Below are 16,466 nucleotides of genomic sequence, written 5' to 3' on the forward strand. Positions count from 1 at the left end.
TGCAGATGCGGATGCTGACCGTCCGGCAGCCATGGGCGGCGTTGCTCGTCGCGGGCATCAAGGACGTGGAGAACCGGAGCTGGCCCACTCCGTATCGGGGCAGACTCCTCATCCACGCGGGCCTCAAGACCGACGCCGAGGGCTTCGAGCTGATGGAACGGCTGGGGGTCACCCTCGACGGGCCGCTGTTGCATGGCGTGATCGTCGGGTCGGTGGACCTCGTCGATATCCGCGATGACAGCGCCTCGCCGTGGGCCGCACCCGGTGCCCATCACTGGCTGCTCGCTGACGCCCAGCCAGCCGTCAGCCCGATGACCGCTGTCGGCGCGCTCGGTCTACGGCCGGCTCCGGCCGGGTGGGAGAGGGCGTTCGCCGCCTAAGAGCGCGGCGCCACGTACTCGAATGACACGACGCCGAGACGGCGCGGGTCGAGCGTCTGCGCGTGCATCCACTCATGCTTGGAGCGGGTGCCCAGCTTCTTCTGGCCCTGGATCATCCGCCACCGCGGCGACGCGCTCCGATACGCGATCAGCGCCGGGTGACTGGACACCGACCGGTAGCGGAACCCCTCCTCGTACAGGCGCTGCCCCATCCACTCGGAGAACCGGCTGCCGATGCCGAGCCCCTGATAGTCCGGCAAAACCACCAGCCGATGCTCCATCTTGAGGTTCCGCGTGTTGGGATGCTGGAAGTGCCTGTAGGCCAGGAACGCGACCGGCTCGCCGTCGATGAACCCGGCGAACTTCTTGCTGGCGCGGTGGAGCTCCTTGCTCAAATAGTGATGACGTGCGAAGACGGACCAGAGCTGCCCATCGACCGGCCGGATCTCGAGCTGGAGCCGAGGCCGGGGTTGAACCGACCTCCACTCAAACGAGCCGGTGGAGACGTCCAGCACCCAATCCGGCTGCAGCCAGTCCAGCACGTCGTAATGGCAGGTCACCGCGACGAACTGACGGCCGCCGCGCCGTACCGCCTTCTGGATGGTGTGGCTGGCGACCTTCGCGACCTGGCGGTCCACAACGCTGGTGAACTCGTCGACGACGACCAGATCGCCGGACTCGGCCAGGGCCCGCGCGATCGACGCGCGGAACGCCTCCCCGTTGCTCAGGGTTCGGTACGGCCGCAGCCACGCCGGCGGCGATGACAGGCCAACTGAGCCCAGCAGAGCCACGATGTCCTTGATGGACATCCCTTCGGGGAAGTCGTCCACCAGCGACTGGTCATCGGACCAGGAATGGGAGGCGGCGACGAGGTCCGGCCACAGGTGACGTGCCAGGGTCGTCTTGCCAGCCCCAGAGGGGCCGACGATCATGCCGACGCTCCACGGCCCATCCTCGACCGGCAGGTCCACCTGCCACGAATTGCTCAGCCGCTCCTCCACGGGCACATCGAACAGGCCCTGAAGCTGCAGCACTCGGGCAGTCTTGCGGACCGACGCCGACACGGTGACCTCGGCTCGCACAGCACGACCTTTCAAGAGGGGGGCGACAAGGGGTTACATCAGGGCGCGGACGTTCCAGCCCTGACCGGCGAGCTGGTTGAGGAGCTGCACCTGCTGCGCTTCGCTGTCGCAGGTGACCACCACGCCCCAGACCACAGGCCGCGTGTGGGTCTCAGCGTCGCCCGGTTCGGGCAGCTCCTCCTCTGCGCGAGCACCGGACCCGGCCTGATCCGCGCGGCCGCCGCCCGGGGCCGAAGCACCCTCGGGGGTGAGGGCCACCACAGCGTTGTCGGATGCGATCGCCTCGGCCAGGTCGTCGAGGTCCTGCTCCGTCCAGCCGGTGCCGTCGAGATCGTCCAGGCCGCGCAGCAACTCGGCGAGGGCCTGGTCGTCGTACGCTCCGAACTCGGCGGTGCGGTTGTCCGCGAGCATGATCCGCGTGGCGGTGTCGTCGTCCACGTCAATGACCAGGGCGGGCACCTGCTCCAGGCCGTTGGCCTTCGCGCCGCGCCAGCGGTGCTCACCGGCGATGATCCGCATCCGGCTGGCTTGGACAAGGACGGTGCCGTAGAAGCCGTTCTTCGCGATCGACTCGGCGATCACGTCCACGTCGCCCTCGTGGGGATTGTCCGGGTGCGGCTCGAGGTCGCCGACCGGGACCATCCGGTAGGTCTGGGACACGATGGCGGGCACAGCAACCTCCGGAATCAGCTGGATTACGAGTAGGTCACGTGTACACTCGCGTTCAGCGACTCGGCGCATGTGATGCCGATAGCCTTCTCATCGCGAACACATCGACACACGCACTCGCCACGCCACGTCTCAATCGATCCCGTACTGAACGCTGTAACTCATCTTTCTGATCACGTAGCTAACGAACTTAACGATCAAGCGCTTAGCAAACTCAGGATCACAGGATTCAGCGATTTCAGGATCATGCGAGCACGGCCCGTCTCCGCATCCGTGGAGACGGTTGGCCTTGAGGTACTTCAGGCGCCACGCCTGAGAACACCTCTGTCGGTGCAAGGACCTTTCGATGTCTGGTTTCCCTCTATGGCTGCGCGTGATCGTCGCAGCCTTGATCGCGCTGCCTCTGGCGGTGGCAGTGCTGGCGGTCGCTCCAGCTCTAGCTCTCTCCGTCGCCCTCCCAAAGGACCGACGAGATTGGCTGCTCGAAGTGCTTGACCGGTTCGTGGACTGGGCTCAGGCAATCTTCTCGAGCACCGAAAAGAGCGACGAGGGCGACAACGCCTGACGTACCAGGTCCCGCAGGCCCTTCACGCCTGCGGGACCACGTTTTGTCGTTATGTCGATTGACCTGCGGAAACGTCTCAGAACGACGCTAACAAGATCAGCTTCGGGACCTACCCCTAACACTCGGACAGTCCCGATCGCGTCTCAGCGTGCACGTGGGACGCGCGAATCCAGCGTGCTCAGCGTTCCGCATGCGCACTCATGCGACCGATGCGACGAATGAGAGGATTCACCAGACGCGCACCAGCCGGAACTGCTCGACGTCCTCGGCCTGATCCACCGAGAACCGGCACCCGCCGCACACCGTCCGAGCAGTCCACGTGCCCATGTTGATCGCGCCGCAGTGGTGCGTCCACGCCGACTTGTCCAGCGCACTCGATCTCGACCTGGGCACGCCAACCTCCTACTCCAGCATCGCCGCCACCAACTGCGAGGAGTCCCGCTCCAGCCGGTCCCGGCTGTGCACGTAGATCTCCGTCGTAGACACATCCGCGTGGCCCAGGTCTTCCTGGACCTCCCGCATCGTCGCCCCGCCCTCGACGGCCAGCGAGGCGTAGGTGTGCCTGCATGTGTGCGGCGACACCTTCGACTCGATGCCCGCCTGCCGGGCGATGCGCCGCACCAGCTCGAACGCCTTCGACCGGTCCCACGGCCGGCCCGTCGCGGTAGCGAACAGCGGGCCCCGCAGGTCCCGCAGCTCCACCCCTTCGCGGCGCGCCCGCTCAGTCAGGTAGGTGTCCAGCGCGTGAGTGGTCTCAACGGGCAGCTTCCGGATCAGGTCGTTGCCACCCTTGGCCGTGATACGCAGCGTCCGATACCCACGGGCGAACCCCAGGTCGTCGATCTGCGCGTTCACCGCCTCCGAGATGCGCACGCCGACCTGCAGCAGCAGCCGGATCAACGCCGCGGTGCGCAGACGACTCAGCCCGTGATCAGCGTCGGCCGCCCGCACCATCGCCCGCGCCTCGTCCTTGGTCAGGGCGATCGTCTCGGAGTGCTTGCGCGGGATCTTCGGCCGCTTCGTCTTCTTGAAGCGGTTCGCCTCGATCGCGTCGGTCTCGTGCAGGTACTCGTACCAGGACGACACCGACGACAGCACCTGAGCGACCGTCTTCGGCTTCGGCGGCCGCCGCGCCGTCTCCTGGAACCACCGTGAGAACACGTCGCCGTGCGGCTTACGCGCCTCCATCGGATCGAGACCGGTCTCCACACAGAACGCGAACCACCGCCGGATGTTCCGCTCGTACGCCTCGCGCGTGTTCTTCGAGTCGAACGACCACAGCCACGCCCTCGTCAGGTCGAGGATGATCGGCGGAAGGTCGAGCGGGAGCGCGAGGTCGCCGCGCGGCGACTCGACCAGCTCGGCCGTCACCGGTCCTCGTTGGTGTCGCCCGCCGGCCGAAAGACAATGACGCCGATGTAACGGCCGTAGTTCTCCGGGTCCTCTTCAACTACGGCCGACACGACATCGAGGGGCAGCACATCGCCATAGAACCGCGCCGCATCGTCTAAGGCGTGGGCGCGAACCTCCTCGGGCGTGGCGCCCCAGGCGCCCACCCTGAGGTCGATGGGAAAGTCGATAGCGGCCGGATGGAGCCGGTCGCCCCTGTGGTGGCTCATTCGAGCACCTTTCGCGAGGGAAGTGGATCACTCGCGACGGTAGCACACCGAGCGGAACATAACTTGGATTATGTTCCGCTCTCAGCGATCTTGATCACCGTCTATCGCGATCAGATAACACCGCCCCAACGTCGTCGTATGCCGCGCTGCAATGAACGAATGACACCGAAACGCCGTGACTGGATCGCCACGATCGTGTTCGTCGTAGCAGGCGCAGCAAGCTTTTCGCTCACGTTTCTCTCCGGTCAGGGTTTTTGGCCAAGCAGCTTGGTTGGCCTCGCGGCAGGAACTGCAGGAGGCTCGCTAATCAGAAAGCTGTTCACCACAGAGGAACGCCTGAGACAGGCCGAGGAGGACCCCGCCGAGGTACTCCGCCGCCGCATCCAAGAGGTCAACCTAGCGTTCAGCGCAGCGGTCACTCTGAAGGACGACCTGGAGCGCGAACTCCAACGACAGCTCGCCGAACTTGAGGGCATTATCAACCGCAGCGAGGAGCACGAAGTACTGCTCGCTCAAGATGCGGAACGGGCAGAAGCCCTCCGACGTGCGATCACACGCAAGACCAAGCAGGAGATCCGCGCGGAGCGCCGACAACAGTTGCTCTACGTCGCGATCGGCGCGGTCATCTCGTTCCCTATCGGCCTGCTGGTCAACTGGATCAGCTAGAGCGGGCCAACCTCTGGTTGCCGCCCCGCGGCCGCAGAGGCACCCCCGCCTCTTCCAGCAACCGGTGGACGAACCCATACGAACGGCCCGTCGAAACCGACAGCGCCCGGATCGACTCGCCCGAGGAGTACCGGCGCTTCAGGGCAGCCTTCAGCGTCTCCCGCTCCGCGCCCGACACTCGGGCGTGCTTCCGCATCTCCATCACAGCCACCCCTGTTCTGTTCATGCGGCCGATGCCAACCGAACACGCAACGCATCCCGACCCTCCGGCGTCTCAGGCACAGGATCGCCCCGCCAGATACAGCCCTCGATCGTCGCGAGATCCGCGAAGTCGTACACGACCTCCCGGCCAGCCAGGCCCAACACCCGCACGCCATACCGGCGCGCCCACTGCCGGATTGTCACGGCCTCCCGGCCCAGCCGAACAGCAGCGGTCTTCGCCGTCGCAGGGGACACGAACACCCCCAGACAGCAAAAAGCCCCCGGACCGTGATCAGTCCGAGGGCACAAGTCTCTCCGTCGCCCGGAAGTGTTACACACCCCGCGCCCAGACGCAAACCGACAGCGGAACCGCTATCAACACGCCGACTCCTCTTCCACCCGCGCCGACGCCTCACCCTCCGAAACATGCGTGCCACACGCCGCGCACACATAGAAGCCCGCCTTCGCGTCCCAGCGGAACGACCGCTCACCACACCGGCACCGGGCCGGCGTCCACGCAGGAGGCTCATCCCCCGCCAACCGCTCCAACACCAGCCGCCAAGACAACGCGAAGTCCACCAGACCCACCAGGTCCTCCCGCACCAGGACGCTTTCCAGACGACCCGACTCCACCAGCCAGCCCACCGCCCGAGACCGAGCAACCGCCGATCGGACACCCCCCAGACGCGACCCCGCCCCCAGCCACACCCGCGCCCGCCCCTCGAAATCCAGCAGCCCGCCCGTCAGCTTCTCCAGCAGCTCCCCCACCGGCGACATCTCCGGCTTCGGCCGCGACCCCGACACCCGCGACCACTTCGACGGCGGACGGAAACCATCCGCCTCCCTCGCGAGCTGCGCAGCGAATGCGTCCACCTCCAACAACGCCGCCCGAACCGTCGCCGTACACCGGCCGCACACCAGCGGCTCCCCCCGCCGCCACCTCAACTCCGGAACCTCTGGCTCGACAGGAGGCTCCCCAACCTCGCCGCCCCTCACCCACGCATCCACCAGATCCGCATGCTCATCACGCGCCCGCTCAAATCCAGCCCACGCACGCCGCGACCTGCCATTACACGGACCCACACACGCGCCCCGCACCACCGACACACCCGAAGCAAGACCAGACACGGCACCCCCGACCCGTCGCAGAAACCGCCACAACCCTACAAGATCAACTTGTTTCCGCAGGTACCGAAACAAGTACTCCCCCGGCTGGCTCCGGCCGGAGGGGGGCGGGGGTACGCGAAAGCGCCGGTCCGCGTGGGGCGGTCCGGCGCTGTCGGCGCATCGCAAACTACACGGACACCTGTGCGCGTTCGGCCAACCGCTGCGCGCTGTGGGCGTCGCGCTCTACCTCATGCCATTCGCGGCGCTGCGTGTGCGCGCGTAGGGCTTGCAACAGGTAGAGCGCTGCGGCGAGGTACTGCCCCGACTTCTTGGCGCTGTCCTGCTGGGCGCGCACCTCGGCCCCGATGAACTCGGCCGAACTCCAGACGACTCGCACGATGCCGGTGTCGCTGCGATCCACGTTCACCTTGATGTTGACCTCGTACTTCGCCGCGACCGCGAGGCACAGCGCGACCGCGCGCTTGACCTTCCCAAGCTGCTCGCGCTGCTGTGCCTCCCGGCTGGTCAGGTGCAGTGATGGCAGGGTCGCCACGAACGGTGCGACGTCCACCGACGACAGGGTGTAGGCGCTGTACGGGGCATTGCGGGACGGCCCCATCACAACGAACGTGCTTCCCCGGTACGTCTCTTGCTGGCCGTGGTAGACCACCTGGCTACCGGGCGGCAGGTACGCGGCCAGTGCGTCACGCGCTTCCCGCTGGATCCTAAGCGCGCCTCGCCGCAGCATGCCGCCCAGCTCGCACGGTATGGACTGCTGGGCGCACTTGCGGCACGTGGCGGTGTGGTCGTTGACGGCCGCTTGTGCGTTGAGTGCGTAGTCGCGGGCGCGCTCGGCTTGATCGCGGCTGATCATGTCTGGGTCCTCCTGTGGCGGTCGTGGTGTTGGTCGGTGCGGGGGTGGGGCGGGCGCGCCCGTGGTGGCGTCACGGGCGCGCCCGGTGCTGCTAGGCGTCGGCCTTGGCCTCGTCGGCGGCCTGCTCGGCGGCCTTCACGTCCGACTCGGTGGTGAGGGCGGCGATGATCTCCGAGACCTGCTCGAAGCTGAGCCCGCGCTCCTCCATCACCTCGGCATAGGTGTCCTCGGTGTGCGGGGCCTTGAACTTCTCGGCGAACCGCCACACCAGGCGGACGGCGGCGACGTCGGCGGCGCGCTTGGCGGCGGCCTTGCGGCGGGCCTCGATCTCCTTGCGGTACTCCGCCATGCTCGGCAGCTCGGCCAAGAGCTTCTGAACCTGCGTGGCAGACGTGCCGGGGACCTTCCCAAGCTCCTTTAGGGTCGCGTCACCGAAACCCACCTGAGCGGCCACATGCATACCGATCAGCGCGAACGTCGAGAACTTGATCGCGTTCTTGCCGGTGCCACGGGTGGCGATGCACTCGGCGGGCAGGTCGCCCAGCTCGTCACCGATCAGGAAGCGGTCAGCGGTGCTCCCCTCGTTCTCGCTGGCGGCCAGCTCGTCAAGGCGGCCGGTTGCGGCCAGCCCGAGGACAACGAACCCGATCGGGCGAGAGATGCCGAGTCGGGCGAAGGTCTTGGAGTGAACGACGGTCACGGACTCGATCGCGTCGAACAGAGCGGCCGGGTTGGTGTTGACCTGCATTGAACTTGCCTTTCGTGGTGGTGGGTGCCCGCCCGGACAGTCCGGGCGGGCGAGTGGTTAGAGCTGCTGCGTGTCGCCGATAGCGGTAGAGCTATCTGCTTCGCTGACAGCGGTTCCGCTATCGGCTTGCGCGACTCGGCGGCGGCGTCGCTTGATCGCGATGCCGACCGCTACGGCTACGGCGACTGCTGCGGCTGTCCAGGCGAGCCACCACACCAGGGCGGGGGCGTCGCTGGACACGTTGGCCGCGTCGATCTGGCCGGGCTCTGGGCTGTCGGACGGTCCGGGCTCGCCCTTGTCGCCCTTCACTCCTGGCTGTCCGGTCGCTCCGGGCTTGCCGGACGGTCCGGCGTTGCCCTGAGGTCCGGGGGGTCCGGCGGGTCCGGTAGGGCCGGGTTCGCTTGTACCGGCGGGGCCGGTTGGTCCGGGACTCCCATCGGTGCCGGGCTTGCCTGACGGTCCGGGCTCGCCCTTCTCGCCCTTCTCACCTTGAGGGCCGGTCGCTCCGTCCTTGCCGGGTTGGCCGTCTTTGCCGGGGTCACCCTGCGGTCCGGGGTCGCCCTTCGGTCCGGCGGGTCCGGTAACCGTGATGGCCGTGGGGGTCGGGCCGGGGTCGCCCTTGTCACCCCTCGGGCCGGGGTCGCCCTTGTCGCCCTTCGGGCCAGGGCTTCCCTGGATGCCGGGGGGTCCGGCGGGTCCGGTAGGTCCAGGGTCACCGGGGTCACCCTTAGGACCTTGCGGTCCGGCGGGTCCGGTCGGTCCGGGGGGACCGCTGACCGTCACCGTCGCTGTGGGGGCAGGGTCGTCGGTGGCGACCAGTGCCATGGTCGCACCTCCTGCCAGCGTGTTAGCGAGTAGGAGAGCGGCGAGGGCACCAACGGCTGCCCACGCTGCCCGCTCGCTTCGTCGTATCTGCACATGACAAACCGTAGACCGATGTGGACATTGAGGAGACCGATTTGCATAACGGATTTACGACGACTTGATCACGAACAGATCACGGATTACACGCCTGGTCGGGGCATATCCCCAAGCGGAATCGCCCGCATTTTCGAGCGTCCGTTCGCATCAGAAGGCAGCCAGCCAAACCAGAAGACGAACGCGCGTTCGAGCCATTGTCGAGGCGGCTAATCGTCTGCGTTGGCACCAAACCGGCCATTTTGCCGCCCAGCGACCAATCGCCCAGCCCCTGTCCCTTGTTGATCTTTCCAAGTTGACCTAGAACGCTCTGAAATCGACGTAGAGCGTTTCCAATCGTGTGGGGTACTCCGTTGTACCGGATCGCACCTGTTCGCGTCTCTCCGTGGAGCTCAGCGCTTCCTGTGGGGTGCGTCGTGTTACTGGTGGTGCGTCAGATGCGTCTGATCGCGTCTCCGGGCATGCGAAAACCCATCAGCGACGAGGTGGTGGGCTTGGCTCGTTCTGATGGGTTTCCGGCTTGTTTTGGCTGCTCTTGGAGGGGTTTCCGCGTGGTTCCGGCGGTCGGCCTCGCGGAGGTCTGCCGTGTTTGTACTGGTCACGGGCCTGCGGGATGTCGCCTGGTGTGCCAACGTCAGACCGGTAGGGCTTTGGCGTCTGCGGCGCAGCCGATGCAGGGCAGGTCTTGGAAGTGGATGGGGCACCGGCCGGCCACGCGTGCGGGTCTCGCCGTGGTGGTCTGGGTTTGCTGTCGTGTGGTCTGCTGCCAGGCGCGCAGGTCGGCGGCTCCGATGCCTGCGACGTAGATGTGCAGGGGCTTGCGGACGCGGTTTTCGCGGGCGATGACCTGGGAGATGCGTTCGGCTTCGTCCAGGGGGCATCCGATCCGCTTGGTGATCACCCGTGCGGCGCGGCTGGCGGGGTTGTGGTCTTCCTCCTTGTGGATCTTGTCTTCTTCTTCCGGGTGGTGGTCGGCGGTCGCGCTGCGCGCTTCCTCCTCAGCCACGCGCGAAGAAGAAGAGGATTGAAGTTGAGGAGTGGAATGAGGATTGGGGGGAAGTCCAGACTTCCCCCTTTTGGCCCCAAACTTCCCCCTTTCCGGTCCAGATTTCCCCCTTTCACCCTCCGAAAGGGGGAAGCCCTGACTTCCCCCTTTCCGGTCGTCCACAGCGTTGTCCACACCCGAAAAGGGGAAGTCCAGACTTCCTCCTTTCCGGTCGTCGGCAGTTCCCTCCGACCCCGAAAGGGGGAAGTCTGAGGTTCCCGCTTCCAGCTCCAAGTCGAGCGGCCGCGGCGGCTCCCCCGGCAGGTATCCAGGCATCGGCGGGATGTAGAACTCGGTCGCCCGGCGGCGACCACCCCCGACCTTGAGCACGACGAGGAGCCCCGCCTCGACCAGGCGCTCCCGCAGCGCCTTCACCGACCGCACGTCGATCCGCGCCCAGCGCGCGATCTCGTCGCGGGTCAGCCACCCAGTGCGGGTGTGGTCGTTGATCCTGCGGGCGATGGCCATCAACCCCAGCAGATCCCTCGGCGGCGTCTTCTTCGGCGCGTTGATCGCCACCTCGTCGGCCAGCTTGTAACCCATCAGGCCCCTTCACGTGCTGGATTCTTCAGTTGGAGCCACCGAGGGAAGAGGCGCCCCGCCACCGTAAGCGGTACCGCTATCGGCCGTCATCTTGCTCTCGGCGCCCGCCCCGTCGCGTCATAGGTGACCCGCCGGCCGGGATCGGACAGGACGTGGTACGCCTCCCCGATCTCCTGGAACCTCTCCGCCACCGCCGGGTCGGGGTTGACGTCTGGATGCAGCTGCCGGGCCAGCCTCCGGTACGCCCTCTTGATGTCGTCCTGGCTCGCGGTCCTCACGACGCCGAGCAGGTCGTACAGGTGTCCGGCTGGCGGCGTCGCAGGCCTCTGTGGTGGCGGGGGCTGGGTTTGGACGCGTGGCCTGCCAGTGCAGGTGGCGGCGTGCGGCTTCATCCGCTTCGCTGGGGGGACGAGCGGACGGTCCTTGGTGATGCGGTGGGACCGCAGAACCCCGTGGACGTCCTTCCACACGGCGGTGTTGCCTTCCGGATGCGGGTCCGGGTCCACCGCGAGGTCTGCGCTGTTCTCGGTTCGGGTCCACCGGACATACTTGCCGCACGGCAGCTTGTCCTTCGTCCCCATGCATGGCTTGAGGTCAGCTCGGGAGAACACGCTGCCCCTCCGTGTCCGGATCGGGCAGGGTCGCGGTCATGAAGAGGCTCCGCCGTACCGGGCGAACACGGCGTTGATGGCGGCGAGCTCGGCCCGCGCCTGCTCCCCCTCGACCTCGGCCGTGCCGAGCCTGATCTGCAGGTCGTCGCGCTCGGTGCGCACCTTATCCAGCTCGCGCTTCGTCTCGTCCCGTTCGAGGATCGCCTGGTCTCGCTCGGCCTCAGTCCGCTGGATGGCCTGCTCGAACCCGATGAGCGCCCGCAGCGCCGGACCAGCGGGCGCTGGCGGCGCGACAGCGGCGGGGGCCGATGTGACCGTCTTGACGGGCGCGGCCGCGACAGTCCGGGGGCCGGGTTTGGGCGTGGTCTTGGTGACGGTCAGGCCGCCGTTGTTCCACTCGAGCGCGACCCACCACACGGGCGGGGTGGCGCGAGGCCGGTGGCAGCGGGTGTGCTCAGTCCGGTTCAGGTACTGCCGGACTTCCTTCTCATGCAGGGCGTCCCAGTCGGAGCAGGCGGCCTTGATGATGTCGGCGAGGGCACCGCACCACTGGACGCCGACAACGCCGCCGTTGGTCAGCTGCTTGTCTCCCTGCTCGCGGGCCGCCTCGCGCAGCAGCCCCCACAGGGCTTCGGCGTCGGCCGCGATGTCGCGGGGCTTGATCCTGGTGACGTTGGCGGACTCGCCGATCGTCGGCACAGCGGTGTCTCCTTCGGTGGTGGCGGTGACGGGGGTGGTGTTGGTGAGGTAGGCGATCACCTCGGCCTCGCGGGCGTGCAGCATGTCCGCGTACGGCTTGGCCTCGACCGGTCCGGGGGTGTGGAGGAGGCCGCCCGACACGTATGGCTTGATGCCGTTCGCGCGGGCCGCGGACAGGAGCGCTTCGACGCTCCACCAGGTGTCACGGGGCATGGTGTCGGCTTTCTCAGTGGCGAGGTCGGTGGCGGCGACCATGGGTGAAGGCTTCGTAGGGTGGTCGTGCAGCAGGGAGCGAATCTTCGTCCGGTAGTTGTCCAGGCCCCGGCCCATGGCCTGCAGCGGGATCTCGCCTGTGCGGCCGTTGTCGGGGTTGGTGATCAGCCAGCGGCCGTTAGCGAGCTGCATCGTGAAGCCCAGACGTTCCGTCTCGGCCTCAACGAGCTTGCGTACATCGGACTTGCTGGTCATTACGGGTTGCCCCGCCAGTCGGTGAGCGTCATCGGCTGCTGGTCGGTCATCGGCTGTCTCCCTTGTGGGTGCAGGTGGCGACGGTCTCGCCGTGCAGGGCGAGGTGTTCCGCGCAGGGCCAGGTGGGGCAGGCATCGTTCGTGCAGTGGGTCACGGGCCGGGGCGCGCACATCGGACACATACTCAGGACCCCCTTGAGCCACTGCTTGTCGTGAGCGGGGCACGTAATCCACGTCTCGGTCGTGGTCGGCTGGTGGCGGGCGTCGATACGGTCGAACGCGGCGCGAAGATCGGTGCCGTCCCGCTTGTCGAGAGGGGCGTCGCTGACGGACATTTCGGTCCTTCCGATGGCGGCCCAGTTCACGGCCTCGTCGATGATCACGAGAGAGGCGCGCTGCCCCTGCCAGGCTCGGCGCGCCTTCATGCGTTCCTTGATCTGGTCTTGAGTCGGCGGGGTCCAGCCGTGCCAGCCGGCCAAGCGGGTCCACCGCTGGAAGTGGCCGAGCTGCGCGATGCCGCACCAGCGGCACCCGCTCGGCTGCGCGACCACCCGCTCAGCCATGGCTGCGGCGCACCCTGCGCCGATCCCGCCGCGACATGTACAGCTGGATGCCGTAGGAGCCGCCACGGCGGTGGGCGATCCACTCGGCTTCGGTGTAGCCGCCGACCTCGACGCCGACCGTCCGCACGGTCTCGACCAGCTCGGTCATTGACATGGGGAACATGTGGCTCTCCGCGTCGAGCCACATGACGAACCCGGCGGCACGGCCGCGGGCGAACTGGGAGAGTTGCAGGCGCGCGGTGAACGGCTCCGGAGCGCGCCACACCACCTCCCCCTCAGGCACCCACGGCTTGCGCAGGAGGTTGCCGAACTCGTCGAACGGCACCATCGCCTTGTCGTCGTCCAGGTCAGCGGACATCGGTCTTGTCTCCCTTGTTGAGCTGGGCCAGGGCGTGGCGGGCGATGTCCGCGCCATGCAGCCCGGTCGGCGGTGCGGGCGGAGCGGGTGGAGCCGCCGGCGGGGTGTGGGTCCACCTGTTTGCGCGGAGCCACGTGATGAACTCGAATGCGAAGTCGGTCGTGCTGGCCCGGTCTTCGGGTTCGGCGTGGTCGCGGTCGTAGACGCGGTGGGCGAGCGCCCGTATCGCGCTCTCTGTGGCGTCGCTCGTCACGATGCCTGCCTTCCTTCTCGTTTCCTGCGGAGTTGGCGGCGCCGGTAGGAGGTGCGTTCGTCCTCGTCGAGGCCTCCGGAGACGCCGTGCTGGGTCGCGCTGACCTGCACGTGCCACTGCAGGCACTCGTCCGTGACAGGGCACTGGCGGCAGATCGCCTTGGCCTTGTTGACCCGGGTCTCCTTCTGTTTGGTCGTCTCCCGGGTTTCTCCTTCACCTGGCCCGTAGAACAGGGCCAGGTCCTTGCCCTTGCAGGCGGCTCGGCCCTGCCACGCGAGCGGGCCGGCCATCAGCGCCTCCGCTCGGTCAGTCCCAACCTGCGGGCGGCCGCGCTGTACCGTTCGGCTTGGCGGGTCGACACCCGCATGGCGTCGGCGACCTCGTGCAGTGTCTTGCCGTCGTTAAGCAGGTCTGCGCATGTGTGGACCTTCGCGAGGCTCCGCGCCGTGACCGGCATCCAGGCCGGGCCCTGCTCGGGCCGGATGACCCGGTATCCAGCGTTGCCGAGCGCGTCGAGGATGTCGGTGGCGGTGGGCGTGGCCGCCGACAGGACGTCGGAGATGACGTCGGTGGCGGCGATAGCGGTTCCGCTTTCAGCATGCGCGTTCACGCGGACTCCCGCAGCTTGTCTAGGTGGATCTTCGCCCGGAGTAGGGCCCGCTCCAGCGCTTCCCAACTCGTGCCGAGCCGCTCCGCGAGGCGGTCCCGGTCGATCTCCTCGGTGTCGGGGTCGATGGGCGGGTCAGTAGCGAGGATGAATCGGGCGTCTTCGATCAGGGCCTTGCGGTTCCGCATGTTCCGCATTCCGTCGAGGGTGCCCCGCTCCTTGAGTCGGCCGAGGTGGTTGTCGCACAACAGCCGCTCGTCCTTCGACCCGTGGACGCAGGTCGGGTGAGAGCAGCGAACCATCTGCCACGGCTTGGCCTCGGGGTCGTCGATGGCGTCGGCCCACGCCTCCGCCGGGAACCACTCGTTGGTGACCGCCTCCTTACGGCAGCTGCTGACGGCGGACGCTCGCATGTGCTCATACGGGTTGAGCTGGATCAACTCTTCGTACGTCTCCCGGATCAGGCGGGCAGTCCGCAGGAGAACCGTGGTCCTCTCACCGCGCCGGAGGATTTTGAGCCCCACCCAGGCGGCTCCCGCGCGGTCGGACACCTGCCGCACAGACCATCCGGCGACGGCGAGGGCACGCAGCCGCCGCATGGACCCCACTGCGTTCACCATGCAGTTGTCAGGCAGGTCGTCCACGCTCACGGTGAGGAGCGCATCGGAGATTCGCGCCGTGATCCGGCGGGGCGGGGGAAGCTGACGGGACGGGGTACCTTCGGCGATGTGCTGGACGTTCGTGCCGTACACGCCAGCGAGGTCGCCGATGGCGTCGTAGCTGACGAGCCAGATGCGGTGTAGCGCGAGCACGTGCTGGCGTGCCTCGTCGGCATCGACGAGGCCCCGCCAGGTGCCTGCTTTCATCTGCTGGTAGCGAGCTTGCCCGTAGCGGCGCCGGGCTTCGGCGACTGCGCTGCGGGTCACCGGGTCACCTCTGGCCACGTCAGCTTGTCCAGCGCGGCCCGGTGTGTCTTCGGCATGTCGGCCAGCGGGTGGCCGAGGTGGTCGGCGCCCATCGCGGCCAGGGTGGCGGCGTCGGCCATGTCGTGGTTGCCGCGGGTGACGAACATCGGCAGGCGGCGGGCGATCGAATCGACGATCTCGCCCTTGCTGCCGGAGCCCTTGCCGAGCGCGTACGTCTTCAGCGTGGCCTGCGGCACCTCGACGATGGGCACTCCGGCGTCCGCGATGGTGCCCATCACTCGGTAGTACAGGTAGGACCGCTCACCGGCGCCGCCGCGGCCGCCGTCCTGCCGGTTGAACACGAGCTTCTCGACCAGGACGAGGTCGGCCTTCTCGGCGTTGGTGAGCACGATGATTGTGCTGGCCAGGTCGTTGAGGGTTCGGTAGCGCATGCGCAGGGGCAGCTTGGTGATGCCGTCGCGTCCGACCTTTTCGCACCAGCCGAGTCCGGTGGCCATGCCGGTGCTGGTGATGGAAAGGTCGAGGCCGACGATGTGGGGGGAAGTCACGGTCTCCACTCCTTGGGGGTTCTGAGGATCTTGTGCAGGTCGTGGTCAAGGAAGTAGTCGGACCACATGGCGGGGTCCTTTGCGACCTGCTCGGCTGGTCGGGCGGCCCGGTGGTTGCGATTGCTGCGGAGGCGTCGCCGTTCAGCACGCCAGCTGAGTAGGGACAGTGCGACCAACCCGGCGGTGGCCAGCACGCAGAGCCCGCCGATCACCGCCAGGATGTCCTTCACGACGGTCACGCGTCGCCGTCCGTGTGGAGTGCGTCGAGCTGGGCGCGCAGCGACGTCTTCTCGGCTACCGTCGTCATCAGGTCACGTTCGGCCGACTCGGCGCGCTCCTCCTGGATGGTGCGCTCCTCGCTCAGCTTGTACACCAGCTCCGAGGCGGCTTCGTACTGGGCGCGCAGCGCAGTCATCTCGTCCGCCAGGTCGCGCCGGGCAAGTTCGATGCCGACGACCAGGCCGAGCATGATGCCGACGACGAGGCAGACCACGGCGATGACGAGCGCCCACACGCCGCCGAAGATCACCAGGCCGCCGAAGAACGCGGCGGCCACGCCGAACACGAGGTACTTCTGATATGGCTCGGCCTTCGCGGCGAAGATCTCGACCTTCACTTCGCTGCGGCTCATCCCACGCCGCCCTCGAGGGCTGCGTCGATGCGGGCCTGCTGGTCGGCGGGAACGTGCGGCCGTACCGCCGCCGCGATGACACTGGTCGCGGGCCGGCCTGCAAATCCCTGGCCTTCGACCTTCGCCTCCACGGCGAGCAGTCTCTTGATGTCCCCCGGGAGCTCCACGTGGTGCTCAGCCAGGGTGTGCGCGAGGGCCTCGACGGTGGGGATCTCGCATGGTGTCGCGCCGATCCAGAACACCTCGATCTCGTTATCGAACTCGTCGCCGGGCGCGGGCGGGTCGAACGACATCGCGAAGAACGTCGCGAGCGGCCGGTCCCAGCCGACCGAGGTAACGCGGCGGAGCGGTGACCCGGGCGGGTTGGGAATGATGTGACGGCTCAT

General features: G+C 67.5%; 26 protein-coding genes. 3 read left to right on the plus strand and 23 right to left on the minus strand.

Translation table 11 applies throughout. The annotated features are described in order from the left end of the window. Positions 1-5 precede the first annotated feature (5 nt). The gene (locus KIK09_RS03060; protein WP_250572668.1) at positions 6-380 is read left to right on the plus strand and encodes an ASCH domain-containing protein; all 375 of its coding nucleotides are present in this window, start codon (positions 6-8) and stop codon (positions 378-380) included. Here the strand turns inward: KIK09_RS03060 and KIK09_RS03065 are convergent. Together KIK09_RS03065 and KIK09_RS03070 are read right to left on the minus strand one after the other, a co-directional pair. Continuing rightward, complete coding sequence (locus KIK09_RS03065; protein ID WP_214317062.1) at positions 377-1,462, minus strand: GNAT family N-acetyltransferase; 1,086 nt, start codon at positions 1,460-1,462, stop codon at positions 377-379. The two genes, KIK09_RS03060 and KIK09_RS03065, sit on opposite strands and share 4 nt — an antisense overlap. 33 nt (positions 1,463-1,495) lie before the next feature. Continuing rightward, on the minus strand, positions 1,496-2,134 hold the full coding sequence (locus KIK09_RS03070; RefSeq protein WP_214317063.1) for a ParB/RepB/Spo0J family partition protein: 639 nt from the start codon (positions 2,132-2,134) through the stop codon (positions 1,496-1,498). A 343-nt stretch (positions 2,135-2,477) separates the two neighbouring features. Here KIK09_RS03070 and KIK09_RS03075 point away from each other — a divergent pair, with 343 nt between their 5' ends. Further along, the gene (locus KIK09_RS03075) at positions 2,478-2,696 is read left to right on the plus strand and encodes a hypothetical protein (protein WP_214317064.1); all 219 of its coding nucleotides are present in this window, start codon (positions 2,478-2,480) and stop codon (positions 2,694-2,696) included. Between the two features lie 228 nt (positions 2,697-2,924). On the opposite strand, the gene KIK09_RS03080 is transcribed toward KIK09_RS03075, so the two are convergent. The 3 genes from KIK09_RS03080 to KIK09_RS03090 are packed head-to-tail and all read right to left on the minus strand — an operon-like array spanning position 2,925 to position 4,315. Further along, positions 2,925-3,089, minus strand: coding sequence for a hypothetical protein (locus KIK09_RS03080; protein ID WP_214317065.1), 165 nt, complete (start codon positions 3,087-3,089; stop codon positions 2,925-2,927). Between the two features lie 9 nt (positions 3,090-3,098). Next, positions 3,099-4,067: a tyrosine-type recombinase/integrase gene (locus tag KIK09_RS57325; RefSeq protein ID WP_214317066.1), complete on the minus strand. Its 969-nt coding sequence runs from the start codon at positions 4,065-4,067 to the stop codon at positions 3,099-3,101. Then, the gene (locus KIK09_RS03090; RefSeq protein ID WP_214317067.1) at positions 4,064-4,315 is read right to left on the minus strand and encodes a hypothetical protein; all 252 of its coding nucleotides are present in this window, start codon (positions 4,313-4,315) and stop codon (positions 4,064-4,066) included. Before KIK09_RS03090 ends, KIK09_RS57325 begins: the two co-directional genes overlap by 4 nt. A gap of 90 nt (positions 4,316-4,405) precedes the next feature. Between KIK09_RS03090 and KIK09_RS03095 the strand changes: the two genes are divergently transcribed. Then, on the plus strand, positions 4,406-4,981 hold the full coding sequence (locus KIK09_RS03095; protein WP_214317068.1) for a hypothetical protein: 576 nt from the start codon (positions 4,406-4,408) through the stop codon (positions 4,979-4,981). Here KIK09_RS03095 and KIK09_RS57330 read toward each other — a convergent pair. The 18 genes from KIK09_RS57330 to KIK09_RS03180 form a co-directional block, all read right to left on the minus strand. Continuing rightward, the gene (locus tag KIK09_RS57330; RefSeq protein WP_308163900.1) at positions 4,974-5,183 is read right to left on the minus strand and encodes a helix-turn-helix domain-containing protein; all 210 of its coding nucleotides are present in this window, start codon (positions 5,181-5,183) and stop codon (positions 4,974-4,976) included. The genes KIK09_RS03095 and KIK09_RS57330 overlap by 8 nt on opposite strands. A gap of 374 nt (positions 5,184-5,557) precedes the next feature. Further along, entirely contained in the window at positions 5,558-5,950 is a 393-nt protein-coding gene (locus tag KIK09_RS03100; RefSeq protein WP_214317069.1) for a TFIIB-type zinc ribbon-containing protein, read from the minus strand. A gap of 526 nt (positions 5,951-6,476) precedes the next feature. After that, positions 6,477-7,163: a hypothetical protein gene (locus KIK09_RS03105; RefSeq protein ID WP_214317070.1), complete on the minus strand. Its 687-nt coding sequence runs from the start codon at positions 7,161-7,163 to the stop codon at positions 6,477-6,479. A 91-nt stretch (positions 7,164-7,254) separates the two neighbouring features. Then, a complete protein-coding gene (locus tag KIK09_RS03110) occupies positions 7,255-7,911 on the minus strand; it encodes a hypothetical protein (RefSeq protein ID WP_214317071.1) in 657 nt (218 codons plus the stop codon). A gap of 57 nt (positions 7,912-7,968) precedes the next feature. Then, on the minus strand, positions 7,969-8,220 hold the full coding sequence (locus KIK09_RS03115; RefSeq protein ID WP_214317072.1) for a hypothetical protein: 252 nt from the start codon (positions 8,218-8,220) through the stop codon (positions 7,969-7,971). 1,243 nt (positions 8,221-9,463) lie between these two features. Then, positions 9,464-10,417 (minus strand): hypothetical protein, encoded by a 954-nt coding sequence (locus tag KIK09_RS03120; protein WP_214317073.1) that lies wholly within the window; start codon positions 10,415-10,417, stop codon positions 9,464-9,466. Positions 10,418-10,503: 86 nt separating this feature from the next. Beyond that, positions 10,504-10,998, minus strand: coding sequence for a DnaJ domain-containing protein (locus tag KIK09_RS60505; RefSeq protein ID WP_372455494.1), 495 nt, complete (start codon positions 10,996-10,998; stop codon positions 10,504-10,506). A gap of 66 nt (positions 10,999-11,064) precedes the next feature. Then, the gene (locus KIK09_RS03130) at positions 11,065-12,195 is read right to left on the minus strand and encodes a hypothetical protein (RefSeq protein ID WP_214317074.1); all 1,131 of its coding nucleotides are present in this window, start codon (positions 12,193-12,195) and stop codon (positions 11,065-11,067) included. A 46-nt stretch (positions 12,196-12,241) separates the two neighbouring features. Next, positions 12,242-12,757: a hypothetical protein gene (locus KIK09_RS03135; RefSeq protein ID WP_214317075.1), complete on the minus strand. Its 516-nt coding sequence runs from the start codon at positions 12,755-12,757 to the stop codon at positions 12,242-12,244. Then, positions 12,750-13,115 carry a hypothetical protein gene (locus KIK09_RS03140; protein ID WP_214317076.1) on the minus strand — a complete coding sequence of 122 codons (366 nt, stop codon included), beginning with the start codon at positions 13,113-13,115 and terminating at the stop codon, positions 12,750-12,752. Before KIK09_RS03140 ends, KIK09_RS03135 begins: the two co-directional genes overlap by 8 nt. Next, on the minus strand, positions 13,105-13,368 hold the full coding sequence (locus KIK09_RS03145; protein WP_214317077.1) for a hypothetical protein: 264 nt from the start codon (positions 13,366-13,368) through the stop codon (positions 13,105-13,107). The genes KIK09_RS03140 and KIK09_RS03145 overlap by 11 nt, the downstream gene beginning before the upstream one ends. Beyond that, positions 13,365-13,658, minus strand: a complete 294-nt coding sequence (locus KIK09_RS03150; protein ID WP_214317078.1) for a WhiB family transcriptional regulator — start codon at positions 13,656-13,658, stop codon at positions 13,365-13,367. Before KIK09_RS03150 ends, KIK09_RS03145 begins: the two co-directional genes overlap by 4 nt. After that, complete coding sequence (locus KIK09_RS03155; protein WP_214317079.1) at positions 13,658-13,978, minus strand: hypothetical protein; 321 nt, start codon at positions 13,976-13,978, stop codon at positions 13,658-13,660. The genes KIK09_RS03150 and KIK09_RS03155 overlap by 1 nt, the downstream gene beginning before the upstream one ends. Beyond that, positions 13,975-14,901: a hypothetical protein gene (locus KIK09_RS03160; protein ID WP_214317080.1), complete on the minus strand. Its 927-nt coding sequence runs from the start codon at positions 14,899-14,901 to the stop codon at positions 13,975-13,977. The genes KIK09_RS03155 and KIK09_RS03160 overlap by 4 nt, the downstream gene beginning before the upstream one ends. Continuing rightward, on the minus strand, positions 14,898-15,449 hold the full coding sequence (locus tag KIK09_RS03165; RefSeq protein ID WP_214317081.1) for a hypothetical protein: 552 nt from the start codon (positions 15,447-15,449) through the stop codon (positions 14,898-14,900). Before KIK09_RS03165 ends, KIK09_RS03160 begins: the two co-directional genes overlap by 4 nt. Further along, positions 15,446-15,688, minus strand: coding sequence for a hypothetical protein (locus tag KIK09_RS03170; protein ID WP_214317082.1), 243 nt, complete (start codon positions 15,686-15,688; stop codon positions 15,446-15,448). The genes KIK09_RS03165 and KIK09_RS03170 overlap by 4 nt, the downstream gene beginning before the upstream one ends. Next, the gene (locus tag KIK09_RS03175) at positions 15,685-16,080 is read right to left on the minus strand and encodes a hypothetical protein (RefSeq protein ID WP_214317083.1); all 396 of its coding nucleotides are present in this window, start codon (positions 16,078-16,080) and stop codon (positions 15,685-15,687) included. Before KIK09_RS03175 ends, KIK09_RS03170 begins: the two co-directional genes overlap by 4 nt. After that, positions 16,077-16,466, minus strand: coding sequence for a hypothetical protein (locus tag KIK09_RS03180; RefSeq protein ID WP_214317084.1), 390 nt, complete (start codon positions 16,464-16,466; stop codon positions 16,077-16,079). The genes KIK09_RS03175 and KIK09_RS03180 overlap by 4 nt, the downstream gene beginning before the upstream one ends.

It is taken from the genome of Nonomuraea sediminis (genome assembly GCF_018531495.1).
GTDB lineage: Bacteria > Actinomycetota > Actinomycetes > Streptosporangiales > Streptosporangiaceae > Nonomuraea > Nonomuraea sediminis.

What these genes read in the sequence shown, in the direction of transcription:
- KIK09_RS60505 (WP_372455494.1), bottom strand. Translation starts at nt 10,998, where the DNA reads ATGGGGACGAAGGACAAGCTGCCGTGCGGCAAGTATGTCCGGTGGACC.
- KIK09_RS03130 (WP_214317074.1), bottom strand. Translation starts at nt 12,195, where the DNA reads ATGACCAGCAAGTCCGATGTACGCAAGCTCGTTGAGGCCGAGACGGAA.
- KIK09_RS03105 (WP_214317070.1), bottom strand. Translation starts at nt 7,163, where the DNA reads ATGATCAGCCGCGATCAAGCCGAGCGCGCCCGCGACTACGCACTCAAC.
- KIK09_RS03090 (WP_214317067.1), bottom strand. Translation starts at nt 4,315, where the DNA reads ATGAGCCACCACAGGGGCGACCGGCTCCATCCGGCCGCTATCGACTTT.
- KIK09_RS03060 (WP_250572668.1), top strand. Translation starts at nt 6, where the DNA reads ATGCGGATGCTGACCGTCCGGCAGCCATGGGCGGCGTTGCTCGTCGCG.
- KIK09_RS03075 (WP_214317064.1), top strand. Translation starts at nt 2,478, where the DNA reads ATGTCTGGTTTCCCTCTATGGCTGCGCGTGATCGTCGCAGCCTTGATC.
- KIK09_RS03135 (WP_214317075.1), bottom strand. Translation starts at nt 12,757, where the DNA reads ATGGCTGAGCGGGTGGTCGCGCAGCCGAGCGGGTGCCGCTGGTGCGGC.
- KIK09_RS03110 (WP_214317071.1), bottom strand. Translation starts at nt 7,911, where the DNA reads ATGCAGGTCAACACCAACCCGGCCGCTCTGTTCGACGCGATCGAGTCC.
- KIK09_RS03180 (WP_214317084.1), bottom strand. Translation starts at nt 16,466, where the DNA reads ATGAGCCGTCACATCATTCCCAACCCGCCCGGGTCACCGCTCCGCCGC.
- KIK09_RS03120 (WP_214317073.1), bottom strand. Translation starts at nt 10,417, where the DNA reads ATGGGTTACAAGCTGGCCGACGAGGTGGCGATCAACGCGCCGAAGAAG.
- KIK09_RS57330 (WP_308163900.1), bottom strand. Translation starts at nt 5,183, where the DNA reads ATGGAGATGCGGAAGCACGCCCGAGTGTCGGGCGCGGAGCGGGAGACG.
- KIK09_RS03140 (WP_214317076.1), bottom strand. Translation starts at nt 13,115, where the DNA reads ATGTCCGCTGACCTGGACGACGACAAGGCGATGGTGCCGTTCGACGAG.
- KIK09_RS03175 (WP_214317083.1), bottom strand. Translation starts at nt 16,080, where the DNA reads ATGAGCCGCAGCGAAGTGAAGGTCGAGATCTTCGCCGCGAAGGCCGAG.
- KIK09_RS03150 (WP_214317078.1), bottom strand. Translation starts at nt 13,658, where the DNA reads ATGGCCGGCCCGCTCGCGTGGCAGGGCCGAGCCGCCTGCAAGGGCAAG.